This is a genomic window from Nonomuraea sp. NPDC050691 (assembly GCF_040654455.1).
In the GTDB taxonomy this organism is placed as follows: domain Bacteria; phylum Actinomycetota; class Actinomycetes; order Streptosporangiales; family Streptosporangiaceae; genus Nonomuraea.
In genome coordinates this window covers 24,721-40,573 of the sequence record NZ_JBFAIA010000065.1, presented here as the reverse complement: position 1 = coordinate 40,573, position 15,853 = coordinate 24,721, and the positions used below count along the sequence as shown (strand labels likewise).

Here is a 15,853-nt window from a genome sequence, read left to right as displayed (position 1 = left end):
CGGCATCGGGAACATCCGGTAGCCCCAGATCGGGCCCCCGTCCATCTCCTCCACGGCCTGCAACGCCGTGACGCCCCAGCTCGGCTCGCCGTCCACACGCCGGTCAGGAAGGCGGCTCCAGGCGGAGCTCGCGGACGATCTCCTCGGCGCTCACCTCGCGCGGCGGCACCATGTCAGCCCCCGCGAACAACTCGATGTAGGCCCGGTGGAAGCACCCCGCCAGCAGCAGCCGCGCGCTCGCCACCGGGTCCACACCGGCCGCCACCCGGCCGAGCCGCCGCTCCTCCTCCAGGTACGCGGCCAGCGGCGTCACCTCCGCGTCCGGCCCGAACCCCGCGGCGCGCAGGGCCTCGCGGATGCGCACCGTCACGTTCGGCGAGCTGAACGCGGGCAGCGCCGCCGCCTGCACCTCCAGGTGGTGGTCGAGGCCCGCCCGCGCCACCGGCACGAGGTTGCCCATGACCGTGTCGCGGCCGGCGCGGTGCGCCAGGTCGTGCAGGACGCTCAGCCAGCACGGCAGGCGGTACTGCAGCAGGGCGAGGAAGTGGTCGACCGAGCCGCCCGGCGGCCCGTCGCGCAGGGAGAGCGCCATCTCCAGGACACGTCGCCGGGCGTCCTGGCTTCGCTGGTGCGGGTCTACGTGAGATGTCACCATGGGGGGCCTTACGTGGGCGGTCACGTGGATCGGGGCGGCGTGACGCCCCTGTGACCGGCGCACGCCCGACTCTCCTGGCTCAGCCTCGGCCAGGCCCGGGCCGGAGTGCAACCGGCTCGCCCTGGCCGTCGTACGGCCCGATTATGACCCGAAAGCCGCGCCGGAAGCGCGGCCGAAATGCTGGAAGTTAGCTGTCAGTATCGGTGTCGCGATGCCGGAGATACCGCTCGAACTCCGCCGCGATCGCGTCGCCGCTCGCCTCGGGGAGCTCCGCCGCGTCCTTGCGGTCCTCCAGCTCCTTGACGTACTCGGCCACCTCGCTGTCCTGGGAGGCCAGCTCGTCGACGCCGCGCTCCCACGCGCGGGCCTCCTCGTCGAGGTCGCCGAGCGGCATCGGGATGTCGAGGACGTCCTCCAGGCGGCGCAGCAGCGCCAGCGTCGCCTTCGGGTTGGGCGGCTGGGCGACGTAGTGGGGCACCGACGCCCACAGCGACACGGCCTTCATCCCGGCCTCGCCGAAGGCGTGCTGGAGCACCCCCACGATGCCGGTGGGGCCCTCGTAGCGGCTCAGCTCCAGGTTGGTCGAGCGGGCCAGCTCCTCGTCGGTCGCGCCGCCCAGGATCGGCACCGGACGGGTGTGCGGCGAGTCGTTGAGCAGCGCGCCGAGCATGACGGCCAGCTCCACGCCCAGCTCGCGGCACACCTCGATGATGTCGGCGCAGAACGAGCGCCAGCGCATGTTGGGCTCGATGCCGCGCAGCAGCACCACGTCGCGCTCCAGGCCCGGCGGGCGGGCGTGGAAGAGCCGGGTGGTCGGCCACACGATCGACCGGGTCAGCCCGTCGCCCATCTCCACGACCGGCCGGGTGACCTGGAAGTCGTAGTAGTCGTCGGGGTCGAGCGCGATGAGCGGCTCGGCCTTCCACGCGGACTCGAGGTGGGCGATCACACCACTGGAAGCCTCGCCCGCGTCGTTCCACCCCTCGAACGCGGCGATGAGCACCGGGTCGACGAGCTCGGGGAGCCCTTCGAGCTCGATCATGTGTCGCCTCCTCTCTCCTCCGTCCCGCTAAGCCTATGCGGTGAGGAGCCGCTCATGTCACCGAGTGCCGATGATGATCACCTTTACCAGACGCGGGGCGGTCGCGCACCCTCCGCGGGCGTGGTATCGCGCGACGGCTATGACAGGAGGGGCGCCCCGCGATCTTCTGATGATCCAAAATCCGTGTCCGTTCGAGTCGGGCTCCAGCGCAGCCGATAAGCTGAGCGCCATGAGCCGCTCCTCGTCCTCCTTCCGTGAAGCCCTGTCCCAGCGAGTGATCGTCGCCGACGGCGCCATGGGGACGATGCTGCAGGCGCAGGACCCGACCCTCGACGACTTCCAGGGCCACGAGGGCTGCAACGAGGTGCTCAACGTGACCCGGCCCGACATCGTCGCCGGCGTCCACGACGCCTACTTCGCCGTCGGCGTCGACTGCGTCGAGACCAACACCTTCGGCGCCAACCTCGCCGCCCTCGGCGAGTACGACATCTCCGACCGGGTCTTCGAGTACTCCGAGGCGGGCGCCCGCATCGCCCGCGAGCGGGCCGACCACTGGTCCACCCCCGACCGGCCGCGCTTCGTGCTCGGCTCGATGGGCCCCGGCACCAAGCTGCCGACCCTCGGCCACCTGCCGTACGCCCGCCTGCGCGACGCCTACCGCGACAACGCCGCCGGCCTGATCGCGGGCGGCGCCGACGCGATCATCATCGAGACCTGCCAGGACCTCCTCCAGGTCAAGGCCGCCGTCGTCGGCGCCAAGCGGGCCGCCGAGGCCGCCGGCCGCGACGTGCCGATCATCGCCCAGGTGACGATCGAGACCAACGGCGCGATGCTGCTCGGCTCCGAGATCGGCGCCGCGCTCACCGCGATCGAGCCGCTCGGCGTCGACGTGATCGGGCTCAACTGCGCCACCGGCCCCGCCGAGATGAGCGAGCACCTGCGCTACCTCGCCCGCCACTCCCGGCTCAAGCTGTCCTGCATGCCCAACGCGGGCCTGCCGGTGCTGACCTCCGACGGCGCCTACTACCCGCTGAGCGCCGAGGAGCTCGCCGACGCCCACGACTCCTTCGCCCGCGACTACGGCCTGTCGATGGTCGGCGGCTGCTGCGGCACCACGCCCGAGCACCTGCGCCAGGTCGTCGAGCGGGTCCGCGGGCGCGAGACCGCGGCCCGCCGCCCGCGCCCCGAGCCGGGCGCGTCCTCGCTGTACCAGACCGTCCCGTTCCGGCAGGACACCTCCTACCTCGCGATCGGCGAGCGGTGCAACACCAACGGCTCCAAGGCGTTCCGCGAGGCCATGCTGGAAGGCCGCTGGGACGACTGCGTCGAGACGGCGCGCGACCAGGCCCGCGACGGCGCCCACATGCTCGACCTGTGCGTCGACTACGTCGGCCGCGACGGCGTCGGCGACATGCGGGAGCTGGCCTTCCGCTTCGCCACCGCCTCCACGCTGCCGATCATGCTCGACTCCACCGAGCCCGCGGTGCTCCAGGCCGGCCTCGAGATGCTCGGCGGGCGCGCCGCCGTCAACTCCGTCAACTACGAGGACGGCGCCGGCCCCGACTCCCGCTTCCAGAAGATCATGCGGCTGGTCCGCGAGCACGGCGCGGCCGTGGTCGCCCTCACCATCGACGAGGAGGGGCAGGCCCGCACCGCCGAGCACAAGATCCGCGTCGCCGTCCGCCTCATCGAGGACCTGACCGGCAACTGGGGCATGCGGGTCGAGGACATCATCGTCGACTGCCTGACCTTCCCCATCGCCACCGGCCAGGAGGAGACCCGCCGCGACGGCCTGGAGACCATCGAGGCCATCCGCGAGCTCAAGCGGCGCTACCCGGGCGTGCAGACCACGCTGGGCCTGTCCAACATCTCCTTCGGCCTCAACCCGGCCGCGCGCATGGTGCTCAACTCGGTGTTCCTCAACGAGTGCGTCAACGCCGGCCTCGACTCGGCCATCGTCCACGCCTCCAAGATCCTGCCGATGGCCCGCATCCCCGACGAGCAGCGCCAGGTCGCCCTCGACATGGTCTACGACCGGCGCCGCGACGGCTACGACCCGCTGCAGCGGTTCATGGAGCTGTTCGAGGGCGTCGACGCCGCCGCCATGCGGGCCGGCAAGGCCGAGGAACTGGCCGCGCTGCCGCTGTGGGAGCGGCTCAAGCGGCGCGTCATCGACGGCGAGCGCAAGGGCCTCGAGGCCGACCTCGACGCCGGCATGGAGCAGCGGCCCGCCCTGGAGATCATCAACGAGGTGCTGCTCGACGGCATGAAGACGGTCGGCGAGCTGTTCGGCTCCGGCCAGATGCAGCTGCCGTTCGTGCTCCAGTCGGCCGAGGTGATGAAGACGGCCGTCGCCTACCTTGAGCCGCACATGGACCGGGTGGAGGGCGAGACGAAGGGCCGCATCGTGCTGGCCACCGTCAAGGGCGACGTCCACGACATCGGCAAGAACCTCGTCGACATCATCCTGTCCAACAACGGCTACCAGGTCGTCAACCTCGGCATCAAGCAGCCGGTCTCGGCGATCCTGGAGGCCGCCGACGACAACAAGGCCGACGTCATCGGCATGTCCGGCCTGCTGGTGAAGTCGACGGTCATCATGAAGGAGAACCTGGAGGAGATGAACTCCAGGGGCCTGTCCGACAAGTACCCGGTGCTGCTGGGCGGCGCCGCGCTCACCCGGGCCTACGTCGAGCAGGACCTCGCCGAGCTGTTCGAGGGCGAGGTGCGCTACGCCCGCGATGCGTTCGAGGGTCTGCGGCTCATGGACTCGTTCATGGCCGTCAAGCGCGGCGTGGCCGGCGCGACGCTGCCGCCGCTGCGCGAGCGCCGCGTCAAGACCGGCGCGGTGCTCCAGCGCACCCCCGTCGAGGAGCTGCCCGCCCGCTCCGACGTGGCCGCCGACAACCCCGTGCCGAAGGCGCCGTTCCTCGGCGACCGCATCGTCAAGGGCATCTCGCTGACCGAGTACGCCGCCTTCCTCGACGAGCGGGCGCTGTTCCTCGGCCAGTGGGGGCTCAAGCCGACCCGCGGCGGCGACGGCCCCGGCTACGACGAGCTGGTCGAGACCGAGGGCCGGCCGCGGCTGCGCATGTGGCTCGACCGCATGCAGACCGAGGGCCTGCTGGAGGCCGCCGTCGTCTACGGGTACTTCCCGTGCGTCAGCGACGGCGACTCGCTGATCATCCTGGACGACGCGGGCGACGAGCGCACCCGCTTCACGTTCCCGCGCCAGCGCCGCGACCGCCACCTGTGCCTGTCCGACTTCTACCGCTCGCGCGAGTCGGGCGAGGTGGACGTGGTGGCGTTCCAGGTGGCCACGATGGGCGGCAAGATCTCCGAGGCCACGGCCGAGCTGTTCGCCAAGGACGCCTACCGCGACTACCTGGAGCTGCACGGCCTGTCGGTCCAGCTCACCGAGGCGCTGGCCGAGTACTGGCACGCCCGGGTCCGGGCCGAGCTGGGCATCGGCGGCGACGAGTCGCTGGACGACATGCTCAAGGTCAACATCCAGGGCTGCCGCTACTCGTTCGGCTACCCGGCCTGCCCCAACCTGGAGGACCAGGTGCAGCTGTTCGAGCTGCTGTCGCCGGAGCGCATCGGGGTCAGCCTGTCGGAGGAGTTCCAGCTCCACCCCGAGCAGGCCACCTCCGCCCTGGTCGCCCACCACCCGGAGGCCAAGTACTTCAACGTCTGACCCCCGTACGCCGGCGTCCGCCCCCACGGGCCTGCGCCGGCCGCGGCCCGTCCGGGGCGTGTCCGCCGTCGTGGGGCTTTCGACCGTGCGGGGGCCCCGCCCGCACGGGCGACCCCGGCGGACGTCCATCGTCCGGGGCCGGGTACGGTCGGATGTCCGGCCCGGATGCGTGGCCTGGCCCCATGAGGCGGCCTCTGCGCCGGCCCATGAGCCGGACCCCGCGGCACCGAACCGTGACCCGGAACCGCGGACACGGACCCGGAACCACGGACCCGGGCCCGGAACCGCGGCACGAACCCGTGCCGGACTCGCCCGCCGGGGCGCCCGGCACCCGTCAGTGACCGATCGGAGACGCATGCAAGCCGCCTTGTTCGACATGGACGGCCTCCTCGTCGACACCGAGAAGGTGTGGCTGGAGATCGAGACCGTCGTGATGGCCCGGCTCGGCGCCGCCTGGTCCGCCGAGCACCAGGCGCATCTCCTGGGCGGCTCCATGGAGCGCACGGTCGCCTACATGCTGGAGGTCTCGGGCGCGGACGTACCGCCCGGGACCGTGTGGCGATGGATGGTCGACGGCATGGTCGGCGCGCTGGCCGAGGGCGTGCACGTCATGCCGGGCGCGGCCGAGCTGCTCGACGGGCTGCGCGCGGAGGGTGTCCCGGTGGCGCTGGTCACCTCGTCGCTCAAGGACATCGCGGACGCGGTGCTCAAGGCCGTCGGCCGCGACCGCTTCGACGCCGTCGTCACGGCCGACGACGTGACGCGCACCAAGCCCGACCCGGAGCCGTACCTGACGGCCGCGCGCCTGCTCGGGGCGCAGCCGGTGCGGTGCGTGGTGCTGGAGGACTCTCCCACGGGCGTCGCGGCCGCCACGGCGGCCGGCTGCGCGGTGGTCGCGGTGCCGAGCGTCCTTCCGGTCGAGCCCGCCCCGGGCCGCCTGGTGGTCTCCTCACTGACCGAGGTCACGATCGCCGACCTGCGCGCCCTCGTCCCCGCCTGACCCGAGGTCGCCGGCGGTCGGGCGTTCTCGGCCCGGTCCGATCCGAGGGCATCGGCGGTCGCGGGCCGTCGTCCCTGATCGGTCCCAGAGAGCCGGGAGGTGCCCCTCAGAACCCCCGTGAATCCCTGATATGCCCAGATCGTCCCCCTAAGGGAGAAGTGGTCCTCGCGGAGGAGCGGCCGGAGCGCGTCCGCGTGCCAGGATGGAGACGTAGTCGAGACGAGGGGCGGCGCATGTTCGGACAGATCCCGTGGCTGGCGCTGTGCGCCGGTGTCACCCTGACGGGGCTGGTGCTCAGCTTCCTGGCCTTCCGCCGCAGGGGGGTCGCGGCGGGCATGCGGATGGCGGCGTGGGCGCTGCTGCCCCTGGCCGCCTACCTGACCGGGGCGCTGCAGGCGCTGTGGACGATCGGCGCGACGGTCGTCGGGTTCGTCACGAGCCTGGTGTTCAACCCGCTCGTGTGGGCCGGCGTCGCGGTGGCGGGGGTGTCGGTGGTCCTGTTCGTGGCCTCCGGGGTGCTGCGCGGCCGGGCGCTGTCCCGGGACGGTGAGTCGCGCAAGGGCCGCAAGGGCCGCCAGGACGCCGCCACAGGCCCGGCGGAGGCCCCGCCGGTCGCCGGAGGACGGCCCGCGCAGGCGGGCAAGCCTGCGGTCGAGGCCCCCGCGAAGCGCAAGAGCGACGACGACTTCTCCGACATCGAGGACATCCTTCGGCGCCGCGGCATCAAGTGACTAGGCTTGTGTCACAGATCCGCGACAGAATCGCGATGGCTCTCTGACAATCCATTCAAGATCGATACGAATGAGTTTCGCGTCAATCACAGTTGAGCCACATAGGCCCGCGGGGGGCTGGTCAGCGCAGCTCAAGGCATAGATTCTGCACCCTGGGGCCGCGACGTGCGGTCTCATGTCACGGATGCCACCAGACCGGACGGTGTCCGGCTCGGACGTCGTCGTCTGCAACCCAGGGGGCATGAACCGCATGCGCAGTTCCTCGGCCACGCGATTCTCGGCGCGCCACCAGGCGCGACGTCGGGAGGGCGCATGACCGCACCGCTCGACGTGCCCGAATCCGCCGCACAGGCCGCGCCCGAAGCGGTCGTGGCGGGCGCGGACCGCAAGGCCATCCAGGGGCGCTCGCTCGGTCAGATCGCCTGGATGCGCCTCAAGCGCGACAAGGTCGCCATGACCGGGGCGGGCGTCATCGTCTTCCTCATCCTGGTCGCGGTCTTCGCGCCGGTGCTCGTGGCGTGGTTCGGTCACCCGCCGCTGGAGTTCCACCGCGACATGATCGACCAGACGACCCAGATCCCCAAGGACAGGTTCGGCGGGATCAGCTGGGAGTACCCGTTCGGCGTCGACCCCGTCTGGGGACGCGACATCTTCAGCCGCATCCTGTACGGCGCCCGCATCTCGCTGCTCATCGCCTTCCTCGCGACCCTGCTGTCGGTGGGCATCGGCACCGTCCTCGGCGTCGTCGCCGGTTACTTCGGCGGCTGGGTCGACAGCCTGATCAGCCGGGCCATGGACGTCTTCCTCGCCTTCCCGCTGCTGGTGTTCGCCATCGCGCTGGCCGGCGTGGTGCCCGACCGGGCGTTCGGTCTCACCGGTGACACGCTGCGCGTCTCGCTGCTGATCTTCATCATCGGCTTCTTCAACTGGCCGTACATCGGGCGCATCATCCGCGGCCAGACGCTGTCGCTGCGCGAGCGCGAGTTCATCGACGCCTCCCGCAGCCTCGGCGCGCGCGGCCCGTACATCATCTTCCGCGAGCTGCTGCCGAACCTGATGGCGCCCATCCTCATCTACTCGACGCTGCTGATCCCCACGAACATCCTGTTCGAGGCGGCGCTGTCGTTCCTCGGCGTGGGCGTGCGGCCCCCGACGCCGACCTGGGGCGGGATGCTCGCCGAGGCGGCGCGCATCTACACCGTCCCGCACTACGCGATCTTCCCCGGCCTGGCCATCTTCATCACCGTGCTGGCCTTCAACCTCTTCGGCGACGGGCTGCGCGACGCACTCGACCCGCGCGGCAGCCGATGAGCCCGCTGACGACCAACCGCTGTTTCCCTGGCTCCTAAACACAAGGGGTGTTGTAAGAGATGAGAAGAAAGCCCGCACTGGGGGTGTCCGCGGTCACCGTGGCGCTCGCCATGGGCCTGGCGGCCTGCGGAGGCACCAGCACCACGCCTCAGTCGTCCGGTGAGCCAGGCCAGCCCGCCGCCGCCGACAAGGCCGACGCCGCGCTGACGGGGGTGTTCAACCCTTCCACCAAGAAGGGCGGCACCATCAAGATGGCCAACTCCGGCGACTGGGACTCGCTGGACCCGGCCGACACCTACTACGGCTACTCGTGGAACTTCATCCGCCTGTACGGCCGGGCGCTGACGATGTTCCCCGGCAAGCCGGGCGCCGAGGGCGCCAAGCCGGTGCCGGACCTGGCCAAGGAGCTGGGCAAGCCGAGCGCTGACTTCAAGACCTGGACCTACACCCTGCGCGACGGTCTCAAGTACGAGGACGGCACCCCGATCACGTCCAAGGACGTGGCCTACGGCGTGGCCCGCTCCTTCGACCGCGAGACCTTCCCGAACGGCCCGACGTACCTCAACGACCTGCTCGACTGGCCGAAGGACTACAAGGGCCCGTACAAGTCGAAGGGCGCCGACTTCAGCTCGGCCGTCGAGACCCCGGACGACAAGACCGTGGTCTTCCACCTGAAGCAGCCCTTCAGCGGCTTCGACTACCTGACGCAGATGTCGGTCACCATGCCGGTGCCGCAGGCCAAGGACACGGGCACCAAGTACCAGGAGCACGTGATCTCCTCGGGCCCGTACAAGTTCGAGAAGAACGAGATCGGCAAGGGCTTCACCCTGGTCCGCAACAACCAGTGGGACCCGGCGACCGACCCGAACCGGCCGGCCCTGCCCGAGCGCTACGAGGTGTCGACCAACGTCAACGCCGACGACATCGACAACCGGGTGATCTCCGGCGACCTGCACGTCGCCATCGAGGGCACCGGCGTCCAGCCGGCGGCGCTCAGCAAGATCCTGCCGGACCCGGCGCTGAAGGCCCGTACGGACAACCCGACGATCCAGCGGCTCTGGTACACCTCGATCAACCCGACGGTCAAGCCGTTCGACAACAAGGACTGCCGCATCGCCATCCAGTACGCGGCGGACAAGACCGGCTACGTCGCGGCCTACGGCGGCACCACCGGCGGCGAGATCGCCACCCACCTGCTGCCCCCGGGCATCCCGGGCTCGCAGAAGATCGACCTGTACCCGAGCCCCGAGGGCAAGGGCGACCTGGCCAAGGCCAAGGAGCACCTGGCCAAGTGCGGTCACCCGAACGGCTTCGAGACGAACATCTCCTACCGCGCCGAGCGTGACAAGGAGAAGAAGACGGCTGAGGGCCTCAAGGAGTCGCTGGCCCGCGTCGGCATCAACGTGACGCTCAAGCCGTACCCGCTGAAGGACTACTTCTCCCTCTACGCCGGCAAGCCGTCGTTCGTGGTGAAGGAGAACCTGGGCCTGGCCATCAACGGCTGGGGCTCCGACTGGCCCGACGGCTACGGCTTCCTCCAGCAGATGACCGACAGCCGCGTCATCCGCGAGGGCGGCGGCTCGTCCAACCTCTCGGTCCGCATCCCCGAGGTCGACAAGATGTTCGACCAGGTGCTCCAGGAGGCCGACACGGCCAAGCGTGAGGCGATCTACGCCGCCATCGACAAGCGCGTCATGGAGGAGTCGGTCATCCTGCCCGGCATCGTGGCCAAGTCGCTGCTCGTCCGGGGCAAGGGTCTCACCAACGTCCTGATCAACGACGGTCAGCAGATGTACGACTACGTGGCCATGGGCATCCAGTAGTCACGTCCGTGCCGGATACCGAGTAGTAAGGCAGGTGAAGGCCGCAGGTGGCCGCCCGGAGCGAACCTCCGGGCGGCCACCGGGCCGGGCACTGTGTTCACATACATCATCAGGCGCCTGATCGGCGCGGTGCTCATGCTCGCGATCGTGAGCATGGCCACCTTCGCGATCTTCTTCCTCGTGCCGCGCCTGGCCGGCGCGACTCCCGAGAGCATGGCCAGCCGCTACGTCGGCCGCACCGCCACGGAGGAGACCGCCAAGCTGGCCGCCGAGCGCCTCGGGTTCAACGATCCCCTGATCGTGCAGTACGGCAGGTACGTCAAGGGCATCGTCGCCGGAGCCGACTACGACTACGGCGCCGGTGTCGAGCAGTGCCCGGCCCCCTGCCTCGGCTACTCGTTCATCACCCGCCAGCCCGTCTTCCCCGACCTGATGGACCGGCTCCCGATCACGCTGTCGCTCGCCATCGGCGCGGCCGTCATCTGGGTGCTGCTCGGCGTCGGGATCGGCGTGCTGTCGGCGCTGCGAAGAGGCACCCTGTTCGACCGGGCGGCCATGGTCATCGCCCTGGCGGGCGTCTCGCTGCCCATCTTCTTCACGGCGCTGCTGTCGCTGCAGTTCTTCTCCTACGGCAACCCGTTCGCCTGGGCGGCGCAGGGCGGCTACTACGTCACGTTCAACGACTCGCCGGTGCTGTGGGCCTACGGCCTGCTGCTGCCGTGGATCACGCTGGCCTTCCTGTTCGCCGCCGGGTACGCCCGGCTCACCCGGGCGGGCATGCTGGAGACGATGAACGAGGACTACATCCGCACGGCCCGCGCCAAGGGCCTGGTCGAGCGCAAGGTCATCACCAAGCACGGCCTGCGCGCCGCGCTCACCCCGATCATCACGATCTTCGGTCTGGACTTCGGCCTGCTCATCGGCGGCGCCGTCCTCACCGAGAGCGCCTACTCGCTCAACGGCCTCGGCAAGTACGCCATCGACGCCATCACCAACCAGGACCTGCCCAAGGTCATGGGGGTCACCCTCCTGGCCGCGCTGTTCGTCATCCTGGCCAACCTGATCGTCGACCTCCTCTACGCGGTCGTCGACCCGAGAGTGAGGCTGTCGTGAGCCCCCAGAGCTTCCTCGACGTCAAAGACCTGAAGATCCACTTCCCGACGGACGACGGTCTCGTCAAGTCCGTCGACGGGCTGACCTTCCGCCTCGAACGCGGCAAGACCCTCGGCATCGTCGGCGAGTCCGGCTCCGGCAAGAGCGTCACCAGCCTCGGCATCCTCGGCCTGCACAAGGGCGGCTCGGCCCGGATCTCCGGCGAGATCTGGCTCGACGGCGAGGAACTCGTCAGCGCCTCGCAGGAGCACGTACGCGGCCTGCGCGGCAAGAAGATGGCGATGATCTTCCAGGATCCGCTGTCGGCCATGCACCCGTACTACACGGTCGGCGACCAGATCATCGAGGCGTACCGCATCCACCACGACGTCTCCAAGGCCGTGGCCAGGAAGCACGCCGTCGACATGCTGGGCCGCGTCGGCATCCCCGAGCCGAGCCGCCGCGTCGACTCCTACCCGCACGAGTTCTCCGGCGGCATGCGCCAGCGCGCCATGATCGCCATGGCGCTCTCGTGCGACCCCGAGCTGCTCATCGCCGACGAGCCGACCACCGCGCTCGACGTCACCGTGCAGGCCCAGATCCTCGACCTCATGCGCGACCTGCAGCGCGAGTTCGACTCCGCGCTCATCATCATCACCCACGACCTGGGCGTGGTCGCCGAGCTGTCCGACGACATCCTCGTCATGTACGGCGGCAAGTGCATCGAGTACGGCTCGGCCGACGACATCTTCTACCGTCCCGAGCACCCCTACACCTGGGGTCTCCTGGGGTCCATGCCCCGCCTCGACCGCGAGCCCACCGAGCGGCTCCTCCCGATCAAGGGCAGCCCGCCGTCGCTCATCAACGTCCCGCCCGGCTGCGCCTTCCACCCGCGCTGCCCGTACGCGGAGCGCACCGGCGGCAAGGCCGACACCGAGGTGCCCGCGCTCACCGAGACCGAGGGCGGCCACCTCGTGCGCTGCCACATGAGCCCGGCCGAGCGGCGCGCCCTGTGGGAGAACGAGATCAAGCCAGTGCTGGAGACCCAGTGAGCGAGCCACAGACCCAGCCCGCGGCCCAGACCGTGACCGAGCCCGCCCGGCAGGGCGAGCCGCTCCTGTCCGTCCGCGACATGGAGAAGCACTTCCCCGTCACCAAGGGCCTGCTCAAGCGCCAGGTCGGCGCCGTCAAGGCCGTCGACGGCATCAGCTTCGACGTCTACAAGGGCGAGACGCTCGGCCTGGTGGGGGAGTCCGGCTGCGGCAAGTCCACCACGGGCCGCCTGGTCACCCGGCTGCTGGAGCCCACGGCCGGCCAGGTCGTGTTCGAGGGCCGCGACATCACGCACATGGGCCAGGGCCGGCTCCGGCCGCTCCGGCGCGACATGCAGATGATCTTCCAGGACCCGTACTCGTCGCTGAACCCCCGCCACACGGTCGGCGCCATCGTCGGCGCCCCGTTCCGCATCCAGGGCGTCAAGACCGAGAACGGCGTCAAGAAGGCCGTCCAGGACATCCTCGAACTCGTCGGCCTCAACCCCGAGCACTACAACCGCTACCCGCACGAGTTCTCCGGCGGACAGCGGCAGCGCATCGGCATCGCCCGCACGCTCGCGCTCAAGCCCAAGCTGATCATCGCCGACGAGCCGGTCTCGGCGCTCGACGTGTCCATCCAGGCCCAGGTCGTCAACCTGCTGGAGGACCTGCAGAACGAGCTCGACCTCACGTACGTGGTGATCGCCCACGACCTGTCCGTGGTGCGCCACATCAGCGACCGCGTCGCCGTCATGTACCTGGGCAAGATCGTCGAGATCGCCGACCGCAAGAGCCTGTACGCCGCGCCCATGCACCCGTACACCAACGCCCTGATGTCGGCCGTCCCCGTGCCCGACCCGCGGGGCCGCGCCGGGCGCGAGCGCATCCGCCTCACCGGCGACGTGCCGAGCCCGCTCAACCCGCCGCCCGCCTGCCGCTTCCACACCCGCTGCTGGAAGGCGCAGGAGATCTGCAAGAAGGTCGAGCCGCCGCTGGCGGAGCTGGCCGGCGGCCACCAGGTCGCCTGCCACTTCCCGGAGAACGCCCCGGACGCGCCCACGCCCGGCAAGGACGAGCCGGTCAAGGCCTGACACCACCCGCCCGCCTCCCGGGAAGACCCGGGGGCGGGCGGTCGTGTGCGTGCCGCCGGCAGGCAGGCGGCTAGGAGAGCGCTCCGGGCGTGATCAGCCCCGTCTCGTACGCCAGCACCACGGCCTGCACCCGGTCGCGCAGGCCCAGCTTCGTCAGCACGTTGCCGACGTGCGTCTTGACCGTCGTCTCGCTCACCACGAGCTTGGCCGCGATCTCGGCGTTGGACATGCCCTTGGCGATCAGCCGCAGCACCTCCAGCTCCCGCTCGGTCAGCCGGTCCAGCCGCGCCGGGGCGGGCTGCTCGTAGGCCGCCGGCAGCCGCGTCGCGAACCGGTCCAGCAGGCGCCGGGTCACGCTGGGCGCCACGATCGCGTCGCCCGCCGCCACCACCCGGATCGCCTGCACCAGCTCGTCCGGCGGCACGTCCTTCAGCAGGAAGCCGGACGCCCCCGACCGCAGCGCCTCCACGATGTACTCGTCGAGGTCGAAGGTCGTCAGCACCAGCACCTTCGGCACGTGCGCCCCCGGCGCCGCCTCCCGCACGATCCGGCGGGTCGCCTCGATCCCGTCGACCCCCGGCATGCGGATGTCCATGAGCACCACGTCGGGCAGCAGGGCCCGGGTCTGCTCCTGGGCGTCCTTGCCGTCGCCGGCCTGCCCCACGACCGTGATGTCCGGCTCGGCCTCGAGGATCAGGCGGAACCCCGTGCGCAGCAGCGGCTGGTCGTCCACCAGCAGCACCCTGATCGTCATTGTCCGTCCTTCAACGGGAACCTCGCCCGCACCTCGAAACCGCCCCCCGGCCTCGGGCCGATGCTGAGAATTCCACCATAGAGTGCGACACGCTCGCGAATCCCCACCAATCCATGGCCCCTGCCCCTCCGGATCCCGCCTCCATCGCCACCGCTCTCGTAGGCGCCGCCCTCATGAGGGTCGCCGTCAGGGGCGTCGAGCCCGCCGCCGGGACCGCGTCCGTCGTCCTCGACGCGGACGTCCAGCTCGTGCGGCTCGTACCGCACCGTCACCCGGGCCGCCGCGCCCGGGCCCGCGTGCCGCAGCGCGTTCGTCAGCCCCTCCTGAACCAGCCGGTACGCCGCCAGGTCCACGCCCGCCGGGATCGGCCCCGGCGCGCCCTCCACCGTGAGCCCGGTCGCCAGCCCCGCCTCCCGCATCTGGTCCACCAGCGCCGGCAGGTCACTCGTGCCCGGCTGCGGCCCCAGCTCGGCCCGCGCGCCCGCCCGCAGCACCCCGACGATGTTCCGCATCTCGGTCAGCGCCAACCGGCCCGTCTCCTCGATCGCCGTCAGCGCCTCGCTCGCCACCTCGGGGTCCGAGGCCAGCACCCGGCGCGCCGCCGACGCCTGGACGGTCATCACGCTCACGTGGTGGGCCACCACGTCGTGCAGCTCGCGTGCGATGCGGGAACGCTCCTCGGCCCGGGCCGCCCGCCGGTCGGCCGAGCGGGCCCGCTCCAGGCGCGCCGCCCGGTCCTTCAGCTCCTCCATGTACGCGCGGCGCAGCCGCAGGCTCCGGCCCACGCCCCACACGGCCACCAGGGCCACGACCACCACGAGGTGGTCGCTCCAGGCCACCGGCGCGCCGGCCCCCGCCGCCGCGGACGCCGCGTACAGCACCAGAGACAGGGCCAGGCCGCCCAGCGCCACCGCCAGACCCCGGTAGGCGGCCACCGAGTACAGCATCACCAGCCCGGCCGCCCCCGTCAGGCCCGTGCCGTACCCCAGGCCCTCCAGCGCCGTCTCGGGCACCAGAGCCGCGCACAGGCCGGTCAGCGGCCACCGCCTGCGCACCGCGACGGGCACGCCCGCCAGCAGCACCAGCACGACGCCCAGCGCGTCCGGCTCCCGCAGCCCCTCCGCCGGCACGCCGCGCGCCCCGGGACCCCAGAAGGTGAGCAGCGTCAGCGAGACGACGGCCACGAGCACGGCGAGGAAGGCGTCGCGCACCAGCAGCCGGCGCGGCCGCCCCGCCCGGCCCCACATCCTCATGGCAGTCTTCCGCTGCGGCCGGCCGAGGCGTCGAAGGGGCGTCCCACCGGGGTGTCGATGGAGCCCGCCGTCGCGGTGACGGGAGTGACGCGTCCCGGCCGAAGGGACAACAGGGCGGGAGGCCCCGGAGGCAGGAGGGCGGGATGCGTCGGGGGATGGAGGCGGGGTGTGAACCCCTGGGACACGTTCAAGCCTCCCCGCGTGCCGTCACTGCTCCGCCCCGCCTCCACCGGCGGGGTGCCTGCCACTGTAAGCCCGTGCCACCCCCGCCGACCTCCTCCTACGGGAGGAACCGGACGTCCTGCACAAGGTGAGCCTCGAGCGGGGTCATGACCGAACCCCAGCAGGCTGGAGACCTTCGGGAGGCGGT

Annotated in this window: 12 protein-coding genes; 8 read left to right on the top strand and 4 right to left on the bottom strand. The window is 71.1% G+C overall.

All coding sequences use genetic code 11. The features are described from left to right. Positions 1-103 precede the first annotated feature (103 nt). Both AB0H81_RS23240 and AB0H81_RS23235 read right to left on the bottom strand, forming a co-directional pair. Positions 104-592, bottom strand: coding sequence for a hypothetical protein (locus AB0H81_RS23240; RefSeq protein ID WP_358378073.1), 489 nt, complete (start codon positions 590-592; stop codon positions 104-106). A gap of 250 nt (positions 593-842) precedes the next feature. Further along, a complete protein-coding gene (locus AB0H81_RS23235; RefSeq protein ID WP_358378070.1) occupies positions 843-1,697 on the bottom strand; it encodes a PAC2 family protein in 855 nt (284 codons plus the stop codon). Positions 1,698-1,926: 229 nt separating this feature from the next. On the opposite strand from AB0H81_RS23235, the gene metH reads away from it, so the two are divergent. The 8 genes from metH (at position 1,927) to AB0H81_RS23195 (ending at position 13,476) form a co-directional block, all read left to right on the top strand. Continuing rightward, positions 1,927-5,394, top strand: a complete 3,468-nt coding sequence (metH, locus tag AB0H81_RS23230) for a methionine synthase (protein ID WP_358378067.1) — start codon at positions 1,927-1,929, stop codon at positions 5,392-5,394. Positions 5,395-5,749: 355 nt separating this feature from the next. After that, positions 5,750-6,394: an HAD family phosphatase gene (locus tag AB0H81_RS23225; RefSeq protein WP_358378064.1), complete on the top strand. Its 645-nt coding sequence runs from the start codon at positions 5,750-5,752 to the stop codon at positions 6,392-6,394. A 233-nt stretch (positions 6,395-6,627) separates the two neighbouring features. After that, a complete protein-coding gene (locus AB0H81_RS23220) occupies positions 6,628-7,125 on the top strand; it encodes a cellulose synthase (RefSeq protein WP_358378061.1) in 498 nt (165 codons plus the stop codon). Positions 7,126-7,437: 312 nt separating this feature from the next. After that, complete coding sequence (locus tag AB0H81_RS23215; protein ID WP_358378058.1) at positions 7,438-8,436, top strand: ABC transporter permease; 999 nt, start codon at positions 7,438-7,440, stop codon at positions 8,434-8,436. 59 nt (positions 8,437-8,495) lie between these two features. Beyond that, positions 8,496-10,259, top strand: a complete 1,764-nt coding sequence (locus AB0H81_RS23210) for an ABC transporter substrate-binding protein (RefSeq protein ID WP_358378055.1) — start codon at positions 8,496-8,498, stop codon at positions 10,257-10,259. Positions 10,260-10,352: 93 nt separating this feature from the next. Beyond that, positions 10,353-11,372: an ABC transporter permease gene (locus tag AB0H81_RS23205; protein WP_358378052.1), complete on the top strand. Its 1,020-nt coding sequence runs from the start codon at positions 10,353-10,355 to the stop codon at positions 11,370-11,372. Continuing rightward, a complete protein-coding gene (locus tag AB0H81_RS23200; RefSeq protein WP_358378050.1) occupies positions 11,369-12,403 on the top strand; it encodes an ABC transporter ATP-binding protein in 1,035 nt (344 codons plus the stop codon). Before AB0H81_RS23205 ends, AB0H81_RS23200 begins: the two co-directional genes overlap by 4 nt. Positions 12,404-12,483: 80 nt before the next feature. Continuing rightward, on the top strand, positions 12,484-13,476 hold the full coding sequence (locus AB0H81_RS23195) for a dipeptide ABC transporter ATP-binding protein (RefSeq protein ID WP_358378076.1): 993 nt from the start codon (positions 12,484-12,486) through the stop codon (positions 13,474-13,476). 70 nt (positions 13,477-13,546) lie between these two features. On the opposite strand, the gene AB0H81_RS23190 is transcribed toward AB0H81_RS23195, so the two are convergent. Together AB0H81_RS23190 and AB0H81_RS23185 are read right to left on the bottom strand one after the other, a co-directional pair. Beyond that, positions 13,547-14,230, bottom strand: a complete 684-nt coding sequence (locus AB0H81_RS23190) for a response regulator transcription factor (protein ID WP_358378047.1) — start codon at positions 14,228-14,230, stop codon at positions 13,547-13,549. Next, positions 14,227-15,483: a histidine kinase gene (locus tag AB0H81_RS23185; protein ID WP_358378044.1), complete on the bottom strand. Its 1,257-nt coding sequence runs from the start codon at positions 15,481-15,483 to the stop codon at positions 14,227-14,229. The genes AB0H81_RS23190 and AB0H81_RS23185 overlap by 4 nt, the downstream gene beginning before the upstream one ends. Positions 15,484-15,853: the final 370 nt, after the last annotated feature.